Annotated in this window: 15 protein-coding genes and 1 pseudogene; 9 read left to right on the top strand and 7 right to left on the bottom strand. The window is 69.1% G+C overall.

What is annotated here, in order from left to right:
• Window positions 1–46: 46 nt before the first annotated feature.
• Window positions 47–1,885 (top strand): PucR family transcriptional regulator, encoded by a 1,839-nt coding sequence (locus Q4V64_RS49415; RefSeq protein ID WP_124444734.1) that lies wholly within the window; start codon window positions 47–49, stop codon window positions 1,883–1,885.
• Window positions 1,886–1,926: 41 nt separating this feature from the next.
• Here Q4V64_RS49415 and Q4V64_RS49410 read toward each other — a convergent pair whose 3' ends face one another.
• The 4 genes and pseudogenes from Q4V64_RS49410 to Q4V64_RS49395 form a co-directional block, all read right to left on the bottom strand.
• Window positions 1,927–2,463 (bottom strand): DUF2269 domain-containing protein, encoded by a 537-nt coding sequence (locus Q4V64_RS49410; RefSeq protein WP_124444733.1) that lies wholly within the window; start codon window positions 2,461–2,463, stop codon window positions 1,927–1,929.
• Between the two features lie 114 nt (window positions 2,464–2,577).
• Window positions 2,578–2,751: a hypothetical protein gene (locus Q4V64_RS49405; protein WP_172629547.1), complete on the bottom strand. Its 174-nt coding sequence runs from the start codon at window positions 2,749–2,751 to the stop codon at window positions 2,578–2,580.
• An 89-nt stretch (window positions 2,752–2,840) separates the two neighbouring features.
• Window positions 2,841–3,276: pseudogene (locus Q4V64_RS49400) on the bottom strand (hypothetical protein); the annotation flags it as partial.
• Between the two features lie 81 nt (window positions 3,277–3,357).
• Window positions 3,358–3,645, bottom strand: coding sequence for a hypothetical protein (locus Q4V64_RS49395; protein ID WP_124444732.1), 288 nt, complete (start codon window positions 3,643–3,645; stop codon window positions 3,358–3,360).
• 572 nt (window positions 3,646–4,217) lie between these two features.
• On the opposite strand from Q4V64_RS49395, the gene Q4V64_RS49390 reads away from it, so the two are divergent.
• Window positions 4,218–5,114, top strand: coding sequence for an aminoglycoside phosphotransferase family protein (locus Q4V64_RS49390; protein ID WP_124444731.1), 897 nt, complete (start codon window positions 4,218–4,220; stop codon window positions 5,112–5,114).
• A gap of 21 nt (window positions 5,115–5,135) precedes the next feature.
• Here Q4V64_RS49390 and Q4V64_RS49385 read toward each other — a convergent pair whose 3' ends face one another.
• The gene (locus tag Q4V64_RS49385) at window positions 5,136–6,290 is read right to left on the bottom strand and encodes a helix-turn-helix domain-containing protein (protein ID WP_124444730.1); all 1,155 of its coding nucleotides are present in this window, start codon (window positions 6,288–6,290) and stop codon (window positions 5,136–5,138) included.
• Window positions 6,291–6,397: 107 nt separating this feature from the next.
• Between Q4V64_RS49385 and Q4V64_RS49380 the strand changes: the two genes are divergently transcribed.
• The 5 genes from Q4V64_RS49380 (at window position 6,398) to Q4V64_RS49360 (ending at window position 12,192) form a co-directional block, all read left to right on the top strand.
• Window positions 6,398–7,294, top strand: coding sequence for an alpha/beta hydrolase (locus tag Q4V64_RS49380; RefSeq protein WP_124444729.1), 897 nt, complete (start codon window positions 6,398–6,400; stop codon window positions 7,292–7,294).
• A 191-nt stretch (window positions 7,295–7,485) separates the two neighbouring features.
• Window positions 7,486–7,773, top strand: coding sequence for a cupin domain-containing protein (locus Q4V64_RS49375; RefSeq protein ID WP_303714860.1), 288 nt, complete (start codon window positions 7,486–7,488; stop codon window positions 7,771–7,773).
• A 348-nt stretch (window positions 7,774–8,121) separates the two neighbouring features.
• Entirely contained in the window at window positions 8,122–8,481 is a 360-nt protein-coding gene (locus Q4V64_RS49370) for a hypothetical protein (protein ID WP_303714858.1), read from the top strand.
• Between the two features lie 85 nt (window positions 8,482–8,566).
• Window positions 8,567–10,345: an ABC transporter ATP-binding protein gene (locus tag Q4V64_RS49365; protein ID WP_124444728.1), complete on the top strand. Its 1,779-nt coding sequence runs from the start codon at window positions 8,567–8,569 to the stop codon at window positions 10,343–10,345.
• Window positions 10,342–12,192 (top strand): ABC transporter ATP-binding protein, encoded by a 1,851-nt coding sequence (locus tag Q4V64_RS49360; protein ID WP_124444727.1) that lies wholly within the window; start codon window positions 10,342–10,344, stop codon window positions 12,190–12,192. Before Q4V64_RS49365 ends, Q4V64_RS49360 begins: the two co-directional genes overlap by 4 nt.
• Window positions 12,193–12,259: 67 nt before the next feature.
• Here Q4V64_RS49360 and Q4V64_RS49355 read toward each other — a convergent pair whose 3' ends face one another.
• A complete protein-coding gene (locus Q4V64_RS49355; RefSeq protein ID WP_124444726.1) occupies window positions 12,260–13,111 on the bottom strand; it encodes a poly-gamma-glutamate hydrolase family protein in 852 nt (283 codons plus the stop codon).
• Window positions 13,112–13,253: 142 nt separating this feature from the next.
• Complete coding sequence (locus Q4V64_RS49350) at window positions 13,254–13,817, bottom strand: DM13 domain-containing protein (protein ID WP_124444725.1); 564 nt, start codon at window positions 13,815–13,817, stop codon at window positions 13,254–13,256.
• A gap of 189 nt (window positions 13,818–14,006) precedes the next feature.
• On the opposite strand from Q4V64_RS49350, the gene Q4V64_RS49345 reads away from it, so the two are divergent.
• On the top strand, window positions 14,007–14,420 hold the full coding sequence (locus Q4V64_RS49345) for a VOC family protein (RefSeq protein WP_124444724.1): 414 nt from the start codon (window positions 14,007–14,009) through the stop codon (window positions 14,418–14,420).
• 183 nt (window positions 14,421–14,603) lie between these two features.
• Window positions 14,604–15,542, top strand: coding sequence for a zinc ABC transporter substrate-binding protein (locus Q4V64_RS49340; RefSeq protein WP_124444723.1), 939 nt, complete (start codon window positions 14,604–14,606; stop codon window positions 15,540–15,542).
• Window positions 15,543–15,570 lie beyond the last annotated feature (28 nt).

The following is a 15,570-nucleotide window of genomic DNA, read 5'->3' as shown; positions in this document are numbered from 1 at the left end:
AGGTCAACCGGGCTTGTCACAGTGTCCGGGCACGCAGGGAGGCACCATGAGCGAGAACGGCGAAGCGTCCGCGCCGCCGGTCACCGACGAGCGCGAGGGCGCCACGCCCGGCCACCCGCCCACCGTGGCCGACGTCCTGGCCCTCCCGGTCCTCGCCGCGGGGCAGCCCCAGGTCGTCACCGGGGTCACCCGCCTCGACCGGCCGGTCCGCTGGGTCCACATCACCGAGCTGACGGACCCCGCCTCCTTCCTCAAGGGCGGCGAACTCGTCCTGACCACCGGCATGCCCCTGCCCGAGGACCCGGCGGGTGTCCGCCGCTACGTCGACGAACTCACGGACGTGGGCGCCGCCGCCCTGGTCATCGAGCTGGTACGGCGTTACCACCGCCCGCCCGACGCCCTCGTCCAGGCGTGCCACGCCCGCGGCCTCCCGCTCGTCACCCTGTCCAAGGACGTCAACTTCCTGGAGGTCACCCAGGTCGTCCACGCGCTCATCCTCGGCAACCAGGCCGACGCGATGCGCAGGACCCAGCGGATCCACGAGGCGTTCACCACGCTGACGCTGCGCGGCGCGGGCCCCGAGGACGTGGTGCGTGCCGCGGCGGAGACGAGCGGCCGTACGGTCGTCCTGGAGAACCTGGTCCACCAGGCGCTGATCTGCGAACCGTCGGGCACGACGGTGGAAGAGGCGCTCACGGACTGGGAACGCCGCTCCAGGGCGACCCCGACCGGCGACCACACGGAAGTCCGGGGCCCGGAGAGCTGGCTCGTGGCACCCGTGGAGTACCAGGGCGAACGCTGGGGGCGCGTGGTGATGCTGCCCTCCCTAGTGCCCCGGCAGGCAACGTTCGCCCCGTCGCGACGCCCGGCACGCCCTCTCGCCGCACCGGCCGAAAGCCCAAGTACGTCCGGTCCATCGACGGAGCCTTCCGGCCGGCACGCCGAGAGCACGCACCGGCTGCGGTCCTCGGCCGCTGCGCGGCGGGCGCTCCTTGACGGGCAAACGTTGCCTGCCGGGGCACTAGCTTTCGGACACGAGGACGTCACCGTCCTGGAGAGGACGGCGATGTCCCTCACCATCGCCCGTCTGATCCACCCCACGCCCTGGGAACGCGGCGCGCACCGAAGCGCCCTGCGTGATCTCGCCGAGCGGCGGCACCGCTCCCCCGAGGACGCCCGCGCCCGCTGCGCGGCACTGGGCCTGCCCACGGAGGGCGGGACCTTCCTCGCCGTACTCGTGGAAACCCGCACGGCGGAGGAGGGCTCCGAGTCGGAGGCCCGCCTGTCCCAGGAGCTGCACACCGCGGGGATCCCGGCGCTCGTCGGCCGCCTGGCCCCCGGCCGCCTCGGCATCCTGCTGGCCTTGCGCCCCGCACAGCCCTGGCGACCCGTGGTGGAGCGGCTGAGCCGCACCGTGCTGGACCTGAACCCGGAGGTGGTCGTGAGCGTCGGCTCCGAGGTCGCGGACCTCTTCGACACCGCCCGCTCCTTCCGCCGGGCGGCCCGCGTCAGCGAGGCCGTCCAGCCCGGTCAGCCCCTCCCCGAGGGCAGGTCCTTCCACGAACTGACCGACATCGGCCTGCGCCAACTGCTGTACGCGCTCCGCGAGGACACCCGCATCCAGGAGTACGCGGAACGTCAGCTCGGGCCGCTCATCGACCACGACACCCGACACGGCACCGACCTGCTGACGACCCTGCGCCACTACCTGGACGCGGCAGGCAACAAGACCACCGCCGCCCGCCGCGGCAACCTGTCCCGGGAGACCGTCTACCAGCGCCTGCGCACGATCGAGCGCCTGCTCGACCGCGACCTCGAATCCGGCGAGCAACGTACGGAACTGCACGTGGCACTCACCTCGCTCGACGTCCTGCGGGCCGGCTGAACGAGGGCCGACACAACCAGCCCGCTCAGCCGACCCGCGGGTCAGGCGGTCTGACGGGCGCGTTCGGCAGCCCTCGGCCCGCGGGCGGACGCGCGCAGGTTACGGCCACGCCGAGTCAGCCCCCAGGGCTTGAGGACGGAGATCACCGTCATGAAGACGTAGGCGGACAGCGAGACGACCGGCCCGAACAGGACGTCACCGGCGTCGGGCAGTCCCTCGCCCGCGGCCACGGCGGCGACCGCGGAGTTCACCCCGGGGCGCAGGGCGAAGACCGTGGCGGTGGTCGTGGCCAGGGTCAGCCAGAACTTCGTGTAGACCCATCGGTGCCTCGCCAGTCCCCAGGGCGTGCCCAGGGACAGGACCAGGCCGCTGAGGAGGGTGAGGAAAGCGACGGGGAGCAGGAGCCAGTCGGCGAAGAGCTTCATGGCCCGGACGGAGGCCTCCACGGTCACCGCGGACCCGGTGGTGGCCGCTGTGATCCCGAGGGCGAGCAGCCCGAGCGTGAGCCCGAGCCAGCTTGCGGAGGCGGCTACATGGACGACGAGGGAAGCCCGGCGTGCGGGTCGGCTCAGTTTCACGTGACTCACCGTGCCGTGCGGGGGCGGCGAGGACGTCTGACAGGGGGAGTAACCCGGCGTACTGGCCTCGGCGTACGCGGCACGACTCGACGTGCGCCGTACCCAACCGCCGCATCAGGCCCGCCAGTCGCCGATGCCGTCCCATGCCTGCTCGATCGTTCGTTCCAGCTCTGGGCGCTTGTGGGTCTCGCCGACCTCGAAGAGCACATACCGGGTCGATCCGGTGTCCGGCGGAACGTCTCGTGGTGTCTGCCGGCCGCCGAACCAGGTGCGCAGCGTCTGTATCAAGTCCCTCTCCTCGGTTCGTTGTTCGCGGGTCCGCGGGTCCGCTAGGGCGCGTATCGAGTCGTGATCAATGGGCGGTGCGGGTGAGGTGAACGCCAGGCCTTGAGCTTGTTGATCAGGCGCTCGAAGGTGTTTCTCTCCTGCGGGACGAGTAGGCCCTGTCTCCGGCGACGGCGGCAGGCCGGGTGCGGGGACGGCCAACGGGCCCGCGAACCCGGATCTTGTTGAGCACCGCATGAACTGCGGGCTGTCCGCGGCCTGCCCTTCAGTCAGGACGAACGCCGGCGGGCGGTAATTGCGGTCGGCAGCGAGATGGACCTCGCTGGTCTGCCCACCCCGCGAGCGCCCCAGGAGGGCGGCCTTCAGCCGAAGCTTTCGTCGGCGCCGGATGCGTCGCTGCTCCTCCCGTTCGGGATCCGCTTCGGCGTACTGCTGCCGCAGCCGCTCGGGACACGGGCAGTACTGGCCGATAGGCAGGTACGGCCCGATGAACTCCCACTCGGAGTCCGTCAGTTGTATTCGGGTCACGCAAAAAGATCTATCCTCCCAGGCCACGCCGCAAGGGCGAAGTCCGGCACTGCCACCATCCGCCATCGAGTCGAACCAAGATCAGCCGAGACCGCGATGGGCGGCCCACAACGCCCCGGCACGGCTGGCAGCGTCGGAGACCAGGGCCGCCAGTTCGGCTTTGTCGGGGACAGGGAACGAGACGTATGCGCCCCGACCACCACCGACTGGTCGGCCATAGGCCTTCACGGCGAGGTGACCGTCCGGGAGAAGCCGGACGTTGAGTGTGGTCAGAGTGAACACTTCACCGCGTCGAGTGTCTGTCCAGCGGAGCGCCTGCGGGATCGTGACATTGATCGCCAGAGCACTTACTTCCAGATCGCTGCTCATAAACGGATGATCTCACGCGAGTCGCCGCAGCTCGCGGCCGAAGTGGTCGACGAACGTACGAGGGATTGACGGCCAAGGGAGCGCCCTGCAGCGGCTGGCGCGTTCAGCTCGGCGAGTTCGTCCCGGTAGCCCAACTGGCGCTCTCGACTCGCCGCAGGGCCCCTGAAACGCACAAAGGCCCATCGAGGTTGGGGAGTCCGACGGCGGTTGCCGGGGCTTCGGGGTGCCGCAAGGCGGTGATCGGGACGGCGCCGGGCTCGGTTGCGGGACTGGTGAATCGGCTGTCTGACGTGGGTCACCCGCCCGACGTCAAGCACCATCCGGAACTGCAGCCATGGGCGGTCTTCCCCGATGGCCGAGCGGCCCGGATGGAAGAGGAAGAGGTTTGTCCCATCTCAAGTGATCTGGTCCGAAGCCGCGGCTGTGACCTGGGCGACCAGAACGGTTGAGACACCTGGGTAGCCGAAAATATCAGTTGATCTGGACCCTGGCGTATCAATACTGGCTGTCGTCTCAGTTGATCTGGTCTGCTTCCGGCGTTTCGAATTGGACCAGTGGAAGGGCCGGCGAGAATGACGATGCACGATGACCAAGTGGACGTGACCACCGAAATCGTTGCGACCTTGATCCAAGAACAGTTCCCTCAGTGGAGCGGCAAGGCGATCCAACTCGTGTCGTCGACCGGGACGGTCAACGCCATCTTCCGCATCGGGAACGACCTCTCTGCGCGTTTCCCACTACGTCTGGCCGATGCTGCCGAGGCGCTGGCGGTTCTGGAACAGGAAGCCCAGGCGAGCGCGGAGCTGGCACAGGCGTCTCGGTTCCCCGCCCCGGAACCCGTCGCCTTGGGAAAGCCTGGAGCGGGTTACCCCATGCCGTGGTCGGTCCAGACATGGCTGCCGGGAACGGTCGCCTTCGATGCCGACCCGAGTGGGTCGGACGCTTTTGCCGAGGACCTTGCGGCCTTCATCACAGCCCTGCGGGAGGCCGAGACGCGGGGGCGGCTTTTCAGCGGCGAAAGTCGTGGCGGCATTCTCGCTCACCACGACGATTGGATGGCGAAGTGCTTCGAGGAGAGCAAGGGGCTGCTCGACGTGCCCCGGCTGCGCCAGGTGTGGAGCCACCTTCGGGAATTACCACGCACGGGTGCCGACGTGATGAGCCATGGTGACTTGATTCCCGGCAATGTACTGGTCGAGGGAGACCGGCTCAGCGGCGTACTCGACACCGGCGGCTTCGGCCCGGCCGACCCCGCGCTGGATCTGGTCAGTGCCTGGCACCTGTTGCAGCCAGGCCCGCGGGAAGTACTCCGGCGGACACTGGTCTGTGACGATCTGGAGTGGGAGCGCGGCAAGGCATGGGCGTTCGAACAGGCGATGGGTGTTGTCTGGTACTACGTCGAGAGTAATCCGACGATGAGCAGAATGGGGCGCCGGACACTCGACCGCATTCTGGAGTCGATGGAGTGATGTCGCCCCGATCGTAGGCCGTTACAGAGACGAGTCATTGACCGGGAGGCGCGCGTCCCCCTGCCGACTTCGTGGATTTCGCTCCTCCGGGTACCTGTTGGACGGGTGTCGTCCTCGTGCCGGAGGCGAGACGGGACTTCCTTGGTCGCTGAGCAGCCGCCATGCGGTGAGGGCGAGAGCGGCCCGTATCAGGCCAGAGGGTTCGGTGAGTTCGACGCCCAGAGTCCTGCCGATCTGTTCAAGTCGGCGGGCGACGCTGCTGTGGTGCAAGTGGAGAATTTCGGCGGCCCGGCGCAGGGAGCCGGTGGCGCAGTAGGCGTCCAACGTCTCCAGATCTTCTGGGTTGCCGGCGATGCGGGCGATCGCGGCCACGTCGGCATTGCCTTGCGCGGCGTCCGGAGGTACCTGGGCGAGCAGCGCCAATGCCCCCAAGTCGTCGTAGCGGACGGTCGGCTGGCGTGAAGTGGTGAAACGGAGGGCGGTGCGGGCTTGCCGCCAGGAGAGGTCGGGGCTTTCGGCGGCGCCGATGCCCGCGCGTATGCCTGCCGGGAACCGGCCCTGGTCCACGGTGGTCGCCAGGATGACACCGACGTCGGCGAGCGATGCCGCCTTCACCGGGTGGGCCGGGCAGACCAGGGCGCCGACCTCGTTGAGTGGCAGCTGCGAATGTACGGCGACGACACGGACCGGCAAGTCGGCGGCGAACCCCAGGAGCCGTAGCGCGCGGGTCCGGGCCGCCTCGTCGCCGGCGGAGCTGATCGCCAGTTCGACGAGGGCGGGGTCGGCCATGGTGGTGCGGGCCGGGCCGTATCGTTCGACGACCGCCGCGGCGGCGATGGCGAGCCGGTCCAGGAGCACTTCATCGAGCGGACCGGGCGGGCCGGGGCGTTCCAGCCACACCGTGCCGATCTCCTCCTCGTCGAGGGTGATCGGCGCCGTGGTGGACGCGGGGTGCAGCGGAGTGGACGCCTGCCTGCCGTCGGGCGAGATGCGGATCACCCGCCCTGTGCCGTGGAGCCGAATCCCGACCGCGCACCCGGCCAGGCCCGCCGAGGCCCGGGCGAGAGCCGGGAGATCCACCCGCCGGCGCATCAACGTGTCGTAGAACGCGACGACGCGGATCGCGCCTTGGGCGTGCGAGTCCAGGTGCGACAGCCGTTCGGCAAGGGCCTCCATGGCGCAAGGATAAGGGCCGGTGGATGCGCCGATCGGCGCGTAACTCGGGCCGGATGCCCGACAGTTGGCGGCTGACACCCTGGGTGTCGGCGATGAGGATGGTCGTCATGGATCCCGAACTCGAAGCGTTCGTCCCCCTACTCGTGAAAGCCGACCTGACCGACCCTGTCACCGACCGCAAGAACTACGCCGAGCGTGCCGCCGCGGCACCCGCGCCGGACACATCACGCATGGAGATCGAAGACCGTACCGTGCCCGCCGATCCGGATGTGCCGGTGCGGATCTACCGCCCGAACGGGGCGCGGGGCACGATCATCTGGCTGCACGGCGGAGCCTGGGTCATGGGGGATCTGGACACCGATCGCCACTTTTCCGCCCGGCTCGCGGCCGGCGCAGGCACAGTGGTGATCTCGGTGGACTACCGCCGATCCCCCGAGCACCGATTCCCAGCCGCCCTGGACGACACCTACGCCGTACTGACCTGGACGGCAGAACACGCGGCCGAGCTGGACATCGACCCGAACCGGATCGCCGTCGGAGGGCACAGCGCCGGCGCCGGCCTCGCAGCCGCGGTGGCGCTGCGGGCACGTGACCAGCAGGGGCCCGCAATCCGTTTCCAGCTGCTCAACCAGCCCTTGCTCGACGACCGTCAGGACACGTGGTCGCAACGGAACTTCACCGACACGCCCCTGCACGATCGCGACACACTCACCGCAGCGTGGCGGCACTACCTGGGCTCTGAGCCCGCCACACCGTGCGCCGCCCCGGCCCGGGCCGACGACCTTTCCGGCCTCCCCCCTGCCTACGTTGCCACCGCCGAGTTCGACCCGCTCCGCGACGAGGGCATCACCTACGCGCTGCGCCTGCTGCAGGCGGGCGTCCCGGTCGAACTGCACCAGTGGCCCGGCACCTTCCACGGCTCCCTGGCGGTCCTGTCCGCCGACGTGTCGCAGCGCCAGTTCGCCGAACTCGGTGTAGCCCTGCGCCGCGCCGTGGCCGAGTGAGGCGGCGGCGGCCGACCGGGCCGGCCCTCGTGCCCTACAACCCACCAGATGAAAGATCACCGCAGAATGGATGTTCCGGCATGACCGTTACCCCGATCGATCTGTTCGCCTCCTTCATCCACCTTGCCCAAAGCGGCCAGGTGCGCGCCGAGCAACCCGTGTTCGACCCGGAGCGGGACGGCTGACAGTTGATGACCTTCCATGTGGAGACCGACGCCGACGTCCACGCCGACCATTGGGAAATCCACTCCGAGGCGGACGAAGTCGTGTCCTGCCTCACCGGCGGGATACGCCTGTACTTCCGCCCGGAGCAGCCGGGAGAAGAGGAGGAGATCAAGCTGGCGGCCGGAACAGCGGCCATCGTCCCGCGCGGGCGGTGGCACCGCATCGCACTGGACGGCCCCAGCGACATCATGTCCATAACCCTGCCGCGGGGCAGCCGCCTGGAGAAGCGGACTGAAGTCCAGGCCGGGACCTAGCGTCCGGTTCTTATCCACGATGACGCTCGCCACAGGCCCTGACCTTGGCGATGCGGAAGCGTGCGCTCAGGCAACTGAATGGGCTGGTGTCCCTTTCCTTGAAGCCGTCATGACGCTCTCGTCGTGATGGAGGCGCGAGGCGGGTCTTGAGGTCCGCGATCTCTGCTTTGAGCCGGTCGATCTGGGCCGTGCGGGGATCGGGGGTCTTTCCTGAGTCCTGCAAGGTCTGGAGGCGGCGGGTGAACTCATGGGCGAGGTGCTCGTAAGGGCCCGGTCAGTGGGAACTGTTGGGGTCTTTCCGGGAGTAGAAGCCGGTGCGATGACACTCCGGCTTCGAGCGCGAGTGTCTTGAGTGGCTTCCTGCCCAACGGACCCGGCGCCATCCTCACCGGTGTGCTGCAGGGCCAGCAGCGCGCCGGGAGCGTGCTCCAGGCCGTCGACGACCGTCTCCCGCGCGGTGATCCGGCCCGAACCGAACCGGCTCGCGACCCGGCGCTCGAACTCCGGCCGCAGATCCTCGTGATCGCGGACGATGAAGCCGCTCAGGGTCAGCCGCTTGAGGACCGCCTGGATCAACTGGTTGATGTCGGCGGACCGCCGCTCCCCGCCGAACTGCGACATCATGCCGCACAGGGCGACCCGGCCCCCGGTCCGCAACGCGTGCAGGGCGGCGGCGAGTTGCTCCCCGCCACGCGGAAAAGCGTGTGACCGCCGTAACGGGCGTCGCTAGAGTCCCCTGCCGACGCTTGCATGGGTGGTGGAATTGCTCTCTTACAGTCCACGGCGCTCTCCGGTGCGTTCGCTGCTACGGCTGTGGCCGCACGTGAGGCCGGTGCGGGGCCGGTTGTTCCTGGCGGCGCTGCTGGCGGTCGTCGCTTCGTGCCTGGCTCTGCTGATGCCGTTGGTGTTGAAGTGGATGGTGGACGGTCCGGTCAGCGACGGACATGCGGCGGGGGTGTGGCTGGGTGGCGGAGTCCTCCTACTGCTGGGGGTCGTCGAGGCCGGCATCTTCGGGGTGCGTCGTTGGCTGACGGCGCGCCCGCTGGCCGCGGTCGAGGCGTCGATGCGCGGCGGGCTCCACGACCACCTGCAACGTCTGCCCGTCTCGTTTCACGACCGCTGGTCGTCGGGTCAGCTCGTGTCGCGAGGCACCGCCGACCTCCGGTCGTTACACGGCTTTCTGGCACTGGCACTGCCGTTTCTGGTGGTCAACAGCGCGACGCTGCTGGTCGGCTGCGTGCTCCTGCTGGCACAGCAGTGGGTGCTCGGCCTGGTACTGCTGGCCCCCGTGGTGCCGCTGCTGGCGCTGTGTTCCTTCCTTGAGACGCGTTACGGGCTCGCAGCGCGCCAGGCGAGGGAGCAGGCCGGCGATCTGACAACGATGGTGGAGGAGTCGGTGTTGGGCTTCCGAGTCGTCAAGAGCTTCGGCCATCACCACAGGTTGACTTGGGCCTTCCGGCAACGGGCGCTACGGATTCGCGGTACGGAACTGGCCAAGGCTCGCCTGCTGGCAGCCCTGTCGACGCTGCTCGCGGTACTGCCGGACGCGTCGCTGGGGGCCGTGCTGGTGCTGGGCGCGGTGGAGGTGGCTGACGGCGAGCTGTCGGCCGGGACACTCCTGGCCTTTCTCGCCATCGCGATGGAACTGCGCCCCGTGGTGATGTCGACGGGATCGCTGCTTGCGATGAGCGGCGACGCAGCCGCTGCGGCCGACCGCTACTTCGATGTGATGGACGAGCCCGCCCCGGCCGACCACGCGCGGGCGCACCTTACCCACCGAGCCGAGCCAGGGGCGGGGGACGGGGCCGAGGCAGCCGCAGCCGAGGTGGTCTTCGAGGACGTGGAATTCCGCTACCCGGACGCTTCGCCGGGTGAACCGGCCGTGCTCAGGGGCGTCAGCCTGCGGATCGCGCCCGGCGAGACCGTGGCCTTGGTGGGCGCCACCGGCAGCGGCAAGAGCACCCTGGTCACCTTGGTGCCCCGCCTGCACGAGCCGACCGGCGGCCGGATCCTCCTTGACGGGACGGACGTGGCGGCACTGACGCGCGCCGAGCTGCGGCGTCAGGTCTCCGTCGCCTTCGAGGAGCCCCCGCTGTTCTCCGCGACGGTCGCCGAGAACGTGCTGCTGGGAGCTGAGCACGCCGACGAGGCGGACCTCACCAGGGCCCTGGGCATTGCCCAGGCGGACGGCTTCGTCCAGACCCTCCCGGAGGGTGCACTCACCCACGTCGGCGAGCAGGGCATGAGCCTGTCCGGCGGCCAGCGTCAGCGGCTGGCGCTGGCTCGTGCCATCGTCGGTCGGCCCCGACTGCTCGTCCTCGACGATCCGCTCTCCGCGCTGGACATCCACACGGAATCGCTCGTCGAGGCAGCGCTGCGACGGGTCCTGGCCACCACGACGGCCCTGGTCATCGCACACCGGCCCTCCACCGTGCTGCTCGCCGACCGGGTCGCGCTGCTGTCCGGCGGCCGGATCACCGCCGTCGGCACCCACGACGACCTCCTTCGCACCTGCACCGAGTACACCTCCCTGATGAGCACGCTCGCGGCCGGCGGGGGTGGTACGCGATGATCCGATCGGGCTCCGGGCATCGCAACGACCCGTGGGCGAAGGACGTACTACCCGCCCCCGAGGGAGCGGCCCGATCGCTGCTGGCGTCCCTACTGCGTCCGCACGTGCGCCGCCTCTGGCTGGCCGGCGCCCTGGTGCTGCTGCAGCGGGGCGCGGCGCTGACGGGTCCGCTGCTGGTGGCGTACACGATCGATCGAGCGGTGCCCGCCTGGCGTGTGGGCGACCGCGGGCCGATGACCACTGTCGCGATCGGCTACCTGCTGTGCGTGCTGGCCTCCGGTGCCCTGCAGTACGCCTTCGTCGCGGTATCCGCCCGCATCGGCCAGGACGTGCTGCTCGACCTCCGAGTCCGCATGTTCGGGCACGCCCAGAAACTGAGCCTGGACTTCCACGAGCGCTACCCCTCGGGCCGCCTCACCTCCCGGCTCACCACCGACGTCGAGGCGCTGCGCGGACTGCTCGACGAGGGGCTGGCGGCGATCGTCACCGCCGCCGTGTCCACCGCCTACATCACGACCGCGCTGCTCTACCTCGACTGGCCACTGGGTGGAGCCGCGGTGCTCGTCATGGGACCGCTCGCCTGGACCATGCGATCCTTCCGGCGCCGTTCGATACGTGTCCATCGCAGGAGATCGAGCGCAACCGCCGCCGTCCTCGCGAAACTCGCCGAAACCCTGAGCGGCATCCGTACCGTCCAGGCGTTTCGGCGAGAAGCCTCCAACTCGGCCGCATTTGCCGTCCTCAACGGGGAGCACCAGCGGACGAACGGCGACGCCGACCTGGAAATGGCCCGCTACGTCACGACCTCACGGCTGGTCGCCAACATCGCCGTCGCCATCCTGGTGATGTGGGGTGCCTCCCGGGTCGTCTCCGGCGGACTTGAGCTGGGCGTGTTCGCCGCAGCCGTCCTCTACCTGCGGCAGCTCTACGACAACCCCCTCAGGCTCGGCGGAGTCGCCGACGCCTACCAGTCGGCGGCCGCGTCCCTGGAGAAGATCGCCGCCCTGCTCGCCCAGCAGCCCACCGTCCCCGAACCACCCATCCCGAAGCCCCTTCCGCCGTCGGCGGCCCAAAGCCCGGGGCGCTCGGTGACCTTCGAGAACGTGAGCTTCGCCTACCCCACCGGAGGGGAAGCGCTGTCCGGCTTCAACCTCCACATACCCGCCGGTCAGACCGTCGCCGTGATCGGCCCGACCGGTGCCGGCAAGTCCACCCTGGCCAAGCTGCTGGCCCGCTTCTACGACCCCACGGCCGGCCGCATCCTCATAGACGGGGAGGACCTGCGCCATCTGCCCACGCCCGAGCTGCGCCGAACCGTGACCATGGTGCCGCAGGACGCGTTCCTCTTCTCCGGCTCAGTGGCCGAGAACATCGCCATCGGGCGACCCGAAGCCGATGCCGAGGCCATCGCCCGCGCGGCACGGGACATCAGGGCACACGACATCATCGCCGCACTGCCGGACGGCTACGACACTGACGTCCGCGCCCGCGGCACCCGGCTCTCTGCAGGCCAGCGGCAGCTCATCGCCCTGACCCGGGCCCTGCTCGCCGAACCCGCCATCGTGATCCTCGACGAGGCGACCTCCTCCCTCGACATCCCCACCGAACGAACCGTGCTCCACGCGATGCGCACCGTGCTCCGCGACCGAACAGCCCTGGTCATCGCCCACCGCCTGTCGACCGTCCAGATCGCGGACCGGGTACTCGTGGTGGACGACGGACGCCTGGTGGAAGACGGCCCGCCCGCCGCACTCCTCGCGCGCCAGGGCCGGTTCACAAGCCTGCACCGGACATGGTGGTCCAAGCAGCCCACGACGCCCGAGGACCCCACCCCCCTCTACGAATGACACGAACCGATGAGAGGACGCGACGCCGTCGACCGTGTCGACTCCGGCAGCTCCGGGTAGGTCGAGGTCAGAGGATCTGCTGCTCGGCGCGTGCCTCGAGGCGGGCTATCGCCCTACGGCAGGCGCCGGTGAAGAGGACGAAGTCGGCGTCGGAGGTCGCCGTCCTGGCGCGCGCGGCACGGCTGCTGTAGTCACCGAACAGGCTCTGGCGCAGGTCGGTGGTGATCTCCAGCTGCCCGCCTTTGCCCAGCATGGTCAGGTTGCAGGGGTTGGTCGTGTTGACGCCCGCGAGGTCCGGCTTGGTGGATCCGTCGATGGTGTTGAAACCGGCAGCCCGCAGTTCGTCGTGCAGATACGTCTTGAAGTCGGCGTTGAGTCCACCGACCACCACGGACATGGTGGCGCCCGCCTGCTCTTCCTTGCAGCCGTGCAGGCTCAGGACGTTGAGGCTGCTCGCGGCCATGGAGCGGGCGACATGATCGTCGCAGTTCTTCGAGGTGACGTGCAGTTTGCTGTTGCCCGTGGAAAGGAGGCCCTCGAACATCCAGTAGTCGTGGACAGGCCCGCCGTCCGGGGTCCAGACCGACAGGTCTTTCGGGTCGTACCCGGCTATGCCCAGGCAGAGTTCGGAGGTGCCGATCTCGATACCGCCGCCGTGCAGGGCCATGATGGTCGTGCGATGGAACGGTGATTTCCCGGAGGACTCGCTGTCGAGCATCTGGTGCCGCTTGTAGCGACGGCCGAAGTCCGTACCCTCCTGCCCGGCCAGTTGGGTGTAGAGGTCGGTGTTCGAGCTGTATAAGTCGTCCTCGCCGGTGGCATGCGCCGTGGTCACTCCGACTCCGGTGACCAGTGGCGTTCCCGCGGCGGCGGTCGCAAGGGCGGAGGCCAGCACTGTGCGGCGGCTCATATGGGTCATGCCGCCATGATCACGCCAACCCGCTCGAAGAACCCCGACGACATGCCGCGAGAACCAGACCCTGCCGGCAGCCGGCAGAGCGTACGGCCGTGCTCCGTCCGTTCCTCCCTGGCCAAGGACTTGCGCGACCTCGAACGCGACGTCAGGCGCGGGCGAGCTCGGCGGCGCCGAAGGAGACGTCGAAACGGTCGCACCAGATGCTGACGCTGCCGTAGCGGGCGGGGTCGATGTCGGCGGGCACGGCGTAGTTCTGGCTTCCCTTGTTCCCCTTGAGCTTGCCGAGGCTGACGTACTCCCCGTCGTCGAAGACGTGCCAGCCGGCCTTCCCCTCCTTCACCGGCGCGTCGGTCAGCCACACGCGCAGGTCCGGGCCGTTGCTGGTGTCGAGGTTCTCCAGCCGGACGACGTGGGAGCCGTCGGCCAGCCGTACGAGCTTCACCGTCCCCGAGGTCGCGTGCTCGTGGCTGATCAGCTCACCGCCGGCCAGCGTCCGCGGCCCGGAGGGAGACGCGGAAGGGCTCACGGAAGGCGCCGCCTCGGGAGGCCCGGCGGCCTCCACGACGCCGGGCAGCGCCTCGTCCACGGTCTCGTCCTGCCACAGCTTCCACGGCTGGAACCAGTACATCCCGAAGCCGACTGCGACGACGGCCACCACCAGCACTCCGATGCCCCACGGTCCGACCAGCACCTTCCGCACGCGCCCCATCCCCGCCCCGCTTCCTGTGAGTTCCTGTCGCTGTCCCATTCAACGGGGCGGACGGCCGTCGTGGACCCCGAGAAAGATGACGGAACCCTTACATCGCCGGAGCGGGGCCGATCCGGAAGACAGAACTCTTCACTCTTCGGATACTGATCCGTAGAGAATCAGCCCATTTGCACCACTAATGGAGGTTTCATGACTTCGCGCCTCAACCCCTACCTCAGCTTCGGCGGCGACGCCCGGCAGGCGATGGAGTTCTACAAGGAGGTCTTCGGCGGGACCCTGAACCTCAACACCTACGCGGAGATCGGCGGGCAGGAAGGCCCGGATGCCGACAAGATCATGCACGGCATGCTGGAGACGACGAGCGGCTTCACCCTGATGGGTGCCGACACCCCGCCGGACATGGAGCACACACCCGGCAACAACTTCTCGATCAGCCTCAGCGGCGACGACGACGCCGAACTGCGCGGCTACTGGGAGAAGCTGTCCGCCGACGGTTCCGTCTCCGTCCCGCTGGAGCGGCAGATGTGGGGCGACGTGTTCGGCATGTGCACCGACCGCTTCGGCATCCCTTGGATGGTCAACATCAGCCAGCCGCAGAGCTGACCGGCCTTTCGCAGGTGGCGCAATCCATAGGGGGCGTCAAGCGCCGGCAAGGATTTGGACATGGTCCGAATCCAGCCATGGTTCTGACATTCGTTTCCATCTAGCGTGTAGCGGGCCCGGTCCGCGCCGGGTCCCGCTCTCGGGAACACCCCTGCTCCCACCTGTCGTAGAGGACCCATGCCCATGCCCACGTCCCCGTCGTCCTGGCGCCTCGCCCTGATCACCGGCGCCTCCCTGGCCCTCCTCGCAGGGTGCGGCAGTTCGTCGGACTCCGGTGGTGACGGGGGCGGCTCGCAAGAGCCGGCCGCCTCGTCCAAGGTCACCGTCGTCGCCTCCACGAACGTCTACGGCGACATCGTCGAGCAGATAGGCGGCGCGAAGGCCGACGTCACCTCGATCATCAGCGACCCCGACCAGGACCCGCACTCCTACGAGGCCGACACCCAGAACCAGCTGGCGTTGTCCAAGGCGAAGGTCGTCGTCGAGAACGGCGGCGGCTATGACGACTTCGTCGACCGGATGCTCAAGAGCAGCGGCTCCTCCGCCGAGGTGATCAACGCCGTCAAGGTCTCCGGCAAGACCGCCCCGAAGGGCGGCGAGCTCAACGAGCACGTCTGGTACGACTTCCCCACCGTCGCCAAGATCGCCGACCGTATCGCCGCCGCGCTGGGCAAGGCCGACCCGGACGACTCGGCCACCTTCACCAAGAACGCCGCGACCTTCAAGACGCGGCTCCGGACTCTGGAGGCGAAGGAGGCGCAGATCAAGAAGGACCACGGTGGTGAGGCGGTCGCCATCACCGAGCCCGTGCCGCTGTACCTGCTCGACACGTGCGGCCTGGTGAACAAGACGCCCGCGGAGTTCAGCGAGGCCATCGAGGAAGGCGACGACGTCTCCCCGAAGGTCCTGCAGACCACGCTGGCGCTGTTCACGGACAAGCAGGTCAAGGCCCTGGTCTACAACGAGCAGACCTCCGGACCGCAGACCGAGAAGGCCGAGAACGCGGCCAAGGCGGCCGGCGTGCCCGTCGTGCCGGTGACCGAGACCCTGCCCCAGGGCAAGGACTACCTCGGCTGGATGACCGCCAACGTCGACGCGCTCTCGAGCGCGCTGGCCAAGTGAGCCGGGCCACCGAGGCCTCCGGGACCGG

This window comes from Streptomyces sp. NL15-2K, from assembly GCF_030551255.1.
Classification (GTDB): Bacteria; Actinomycetota; Actinomycetes; order Streptomycetales; family Streptomycetaceae; genus Streptomyces.
Note: the sequence above shows the minus strand (reverse complement) of the source record. Positions and strands in the feature narration are given on the sequence as shown.

Bases quoted from the DNA above. Each gene is read 5' to 3' on its own strand.
- Q4V64_RS49415 (WP_124444734.1), top strand. From the start codon at position 47: ATGAGCGAGAACGGCGAAGCGTCCGCGCCGCCGGTCACCGACGAGCGC.
- Q4V64_RS49395 (WP_124444732.1), bottom strand. From the start codon at position 3,645: ATGAGCAGCGATCTGGAAGTAAGTGCTCTGGCGATCAATGTCACGATC.
- Q4V64_RS49390 (WP_124444731.1), top strand. From the start codon at position 4,218: ATGACGATGCACGATGACCAAGTGGACGTGACCACCGAAATCGTTGCG.
- Q4V64_RS49385 (WP_124444730.1), bottom strand. From the start codon at position 6,290: ATGGAGGCCCTTGCCGAACGGCTGTCGCACCTGGACTCGCACGCCCAA.
- Q4V64_RS49380 (WP_124444729.1), top strand. From the start codon at position 6,398: ATGGATCCCGAACTCGAAGCGTTCGTCCCCCTACTCGTGAAAGCCGAC.
- Q4V64_RS49375 (WP_303714860.1), top strand. From the start codon at position 7,486: ATGACCTTCCATGTGGAGACCGACGCCGACGTCCACGCCGACCATTGG.
- Q4V64_RS49360 (WP_124444727.1), top strand. From the start codon at position 10,342: ATGATCCGATCGGGCTCCGGGCATCGCAACGACCCGTGGGCGAAGGAC.
- Q4V64_RS49355 (WP_124444726.1), bottom strand. From the start codon at position 13,111: ATGACCCATATGAGCCGCCGCACAGTGCTGGCCTCCGCCCTTGCGACC.
- Q4V64_RS49350 (WP_124444725.1), bottom strand. From the start codon at position 13,817: ATGGGGCGCGTGCGGAAGGTGCTGGTCGGACCGTGGGGCATCGGAGTG.
- Q4V64_RS49345 (WP_124444724.1), top strand. From the start codon at position 14,007: ATGACTTCGCGCCTCAACCCCTACCTCAGCTTCGGCGGCGACGCCCGG.
- Q4V64_RS49340 (WP_124444723.1), top strand. From the start codon at position 14,604: ATGCCCACGTCCCCGTCGTCCTGGCGCCTCGCCCTGATCACCGGCGCC.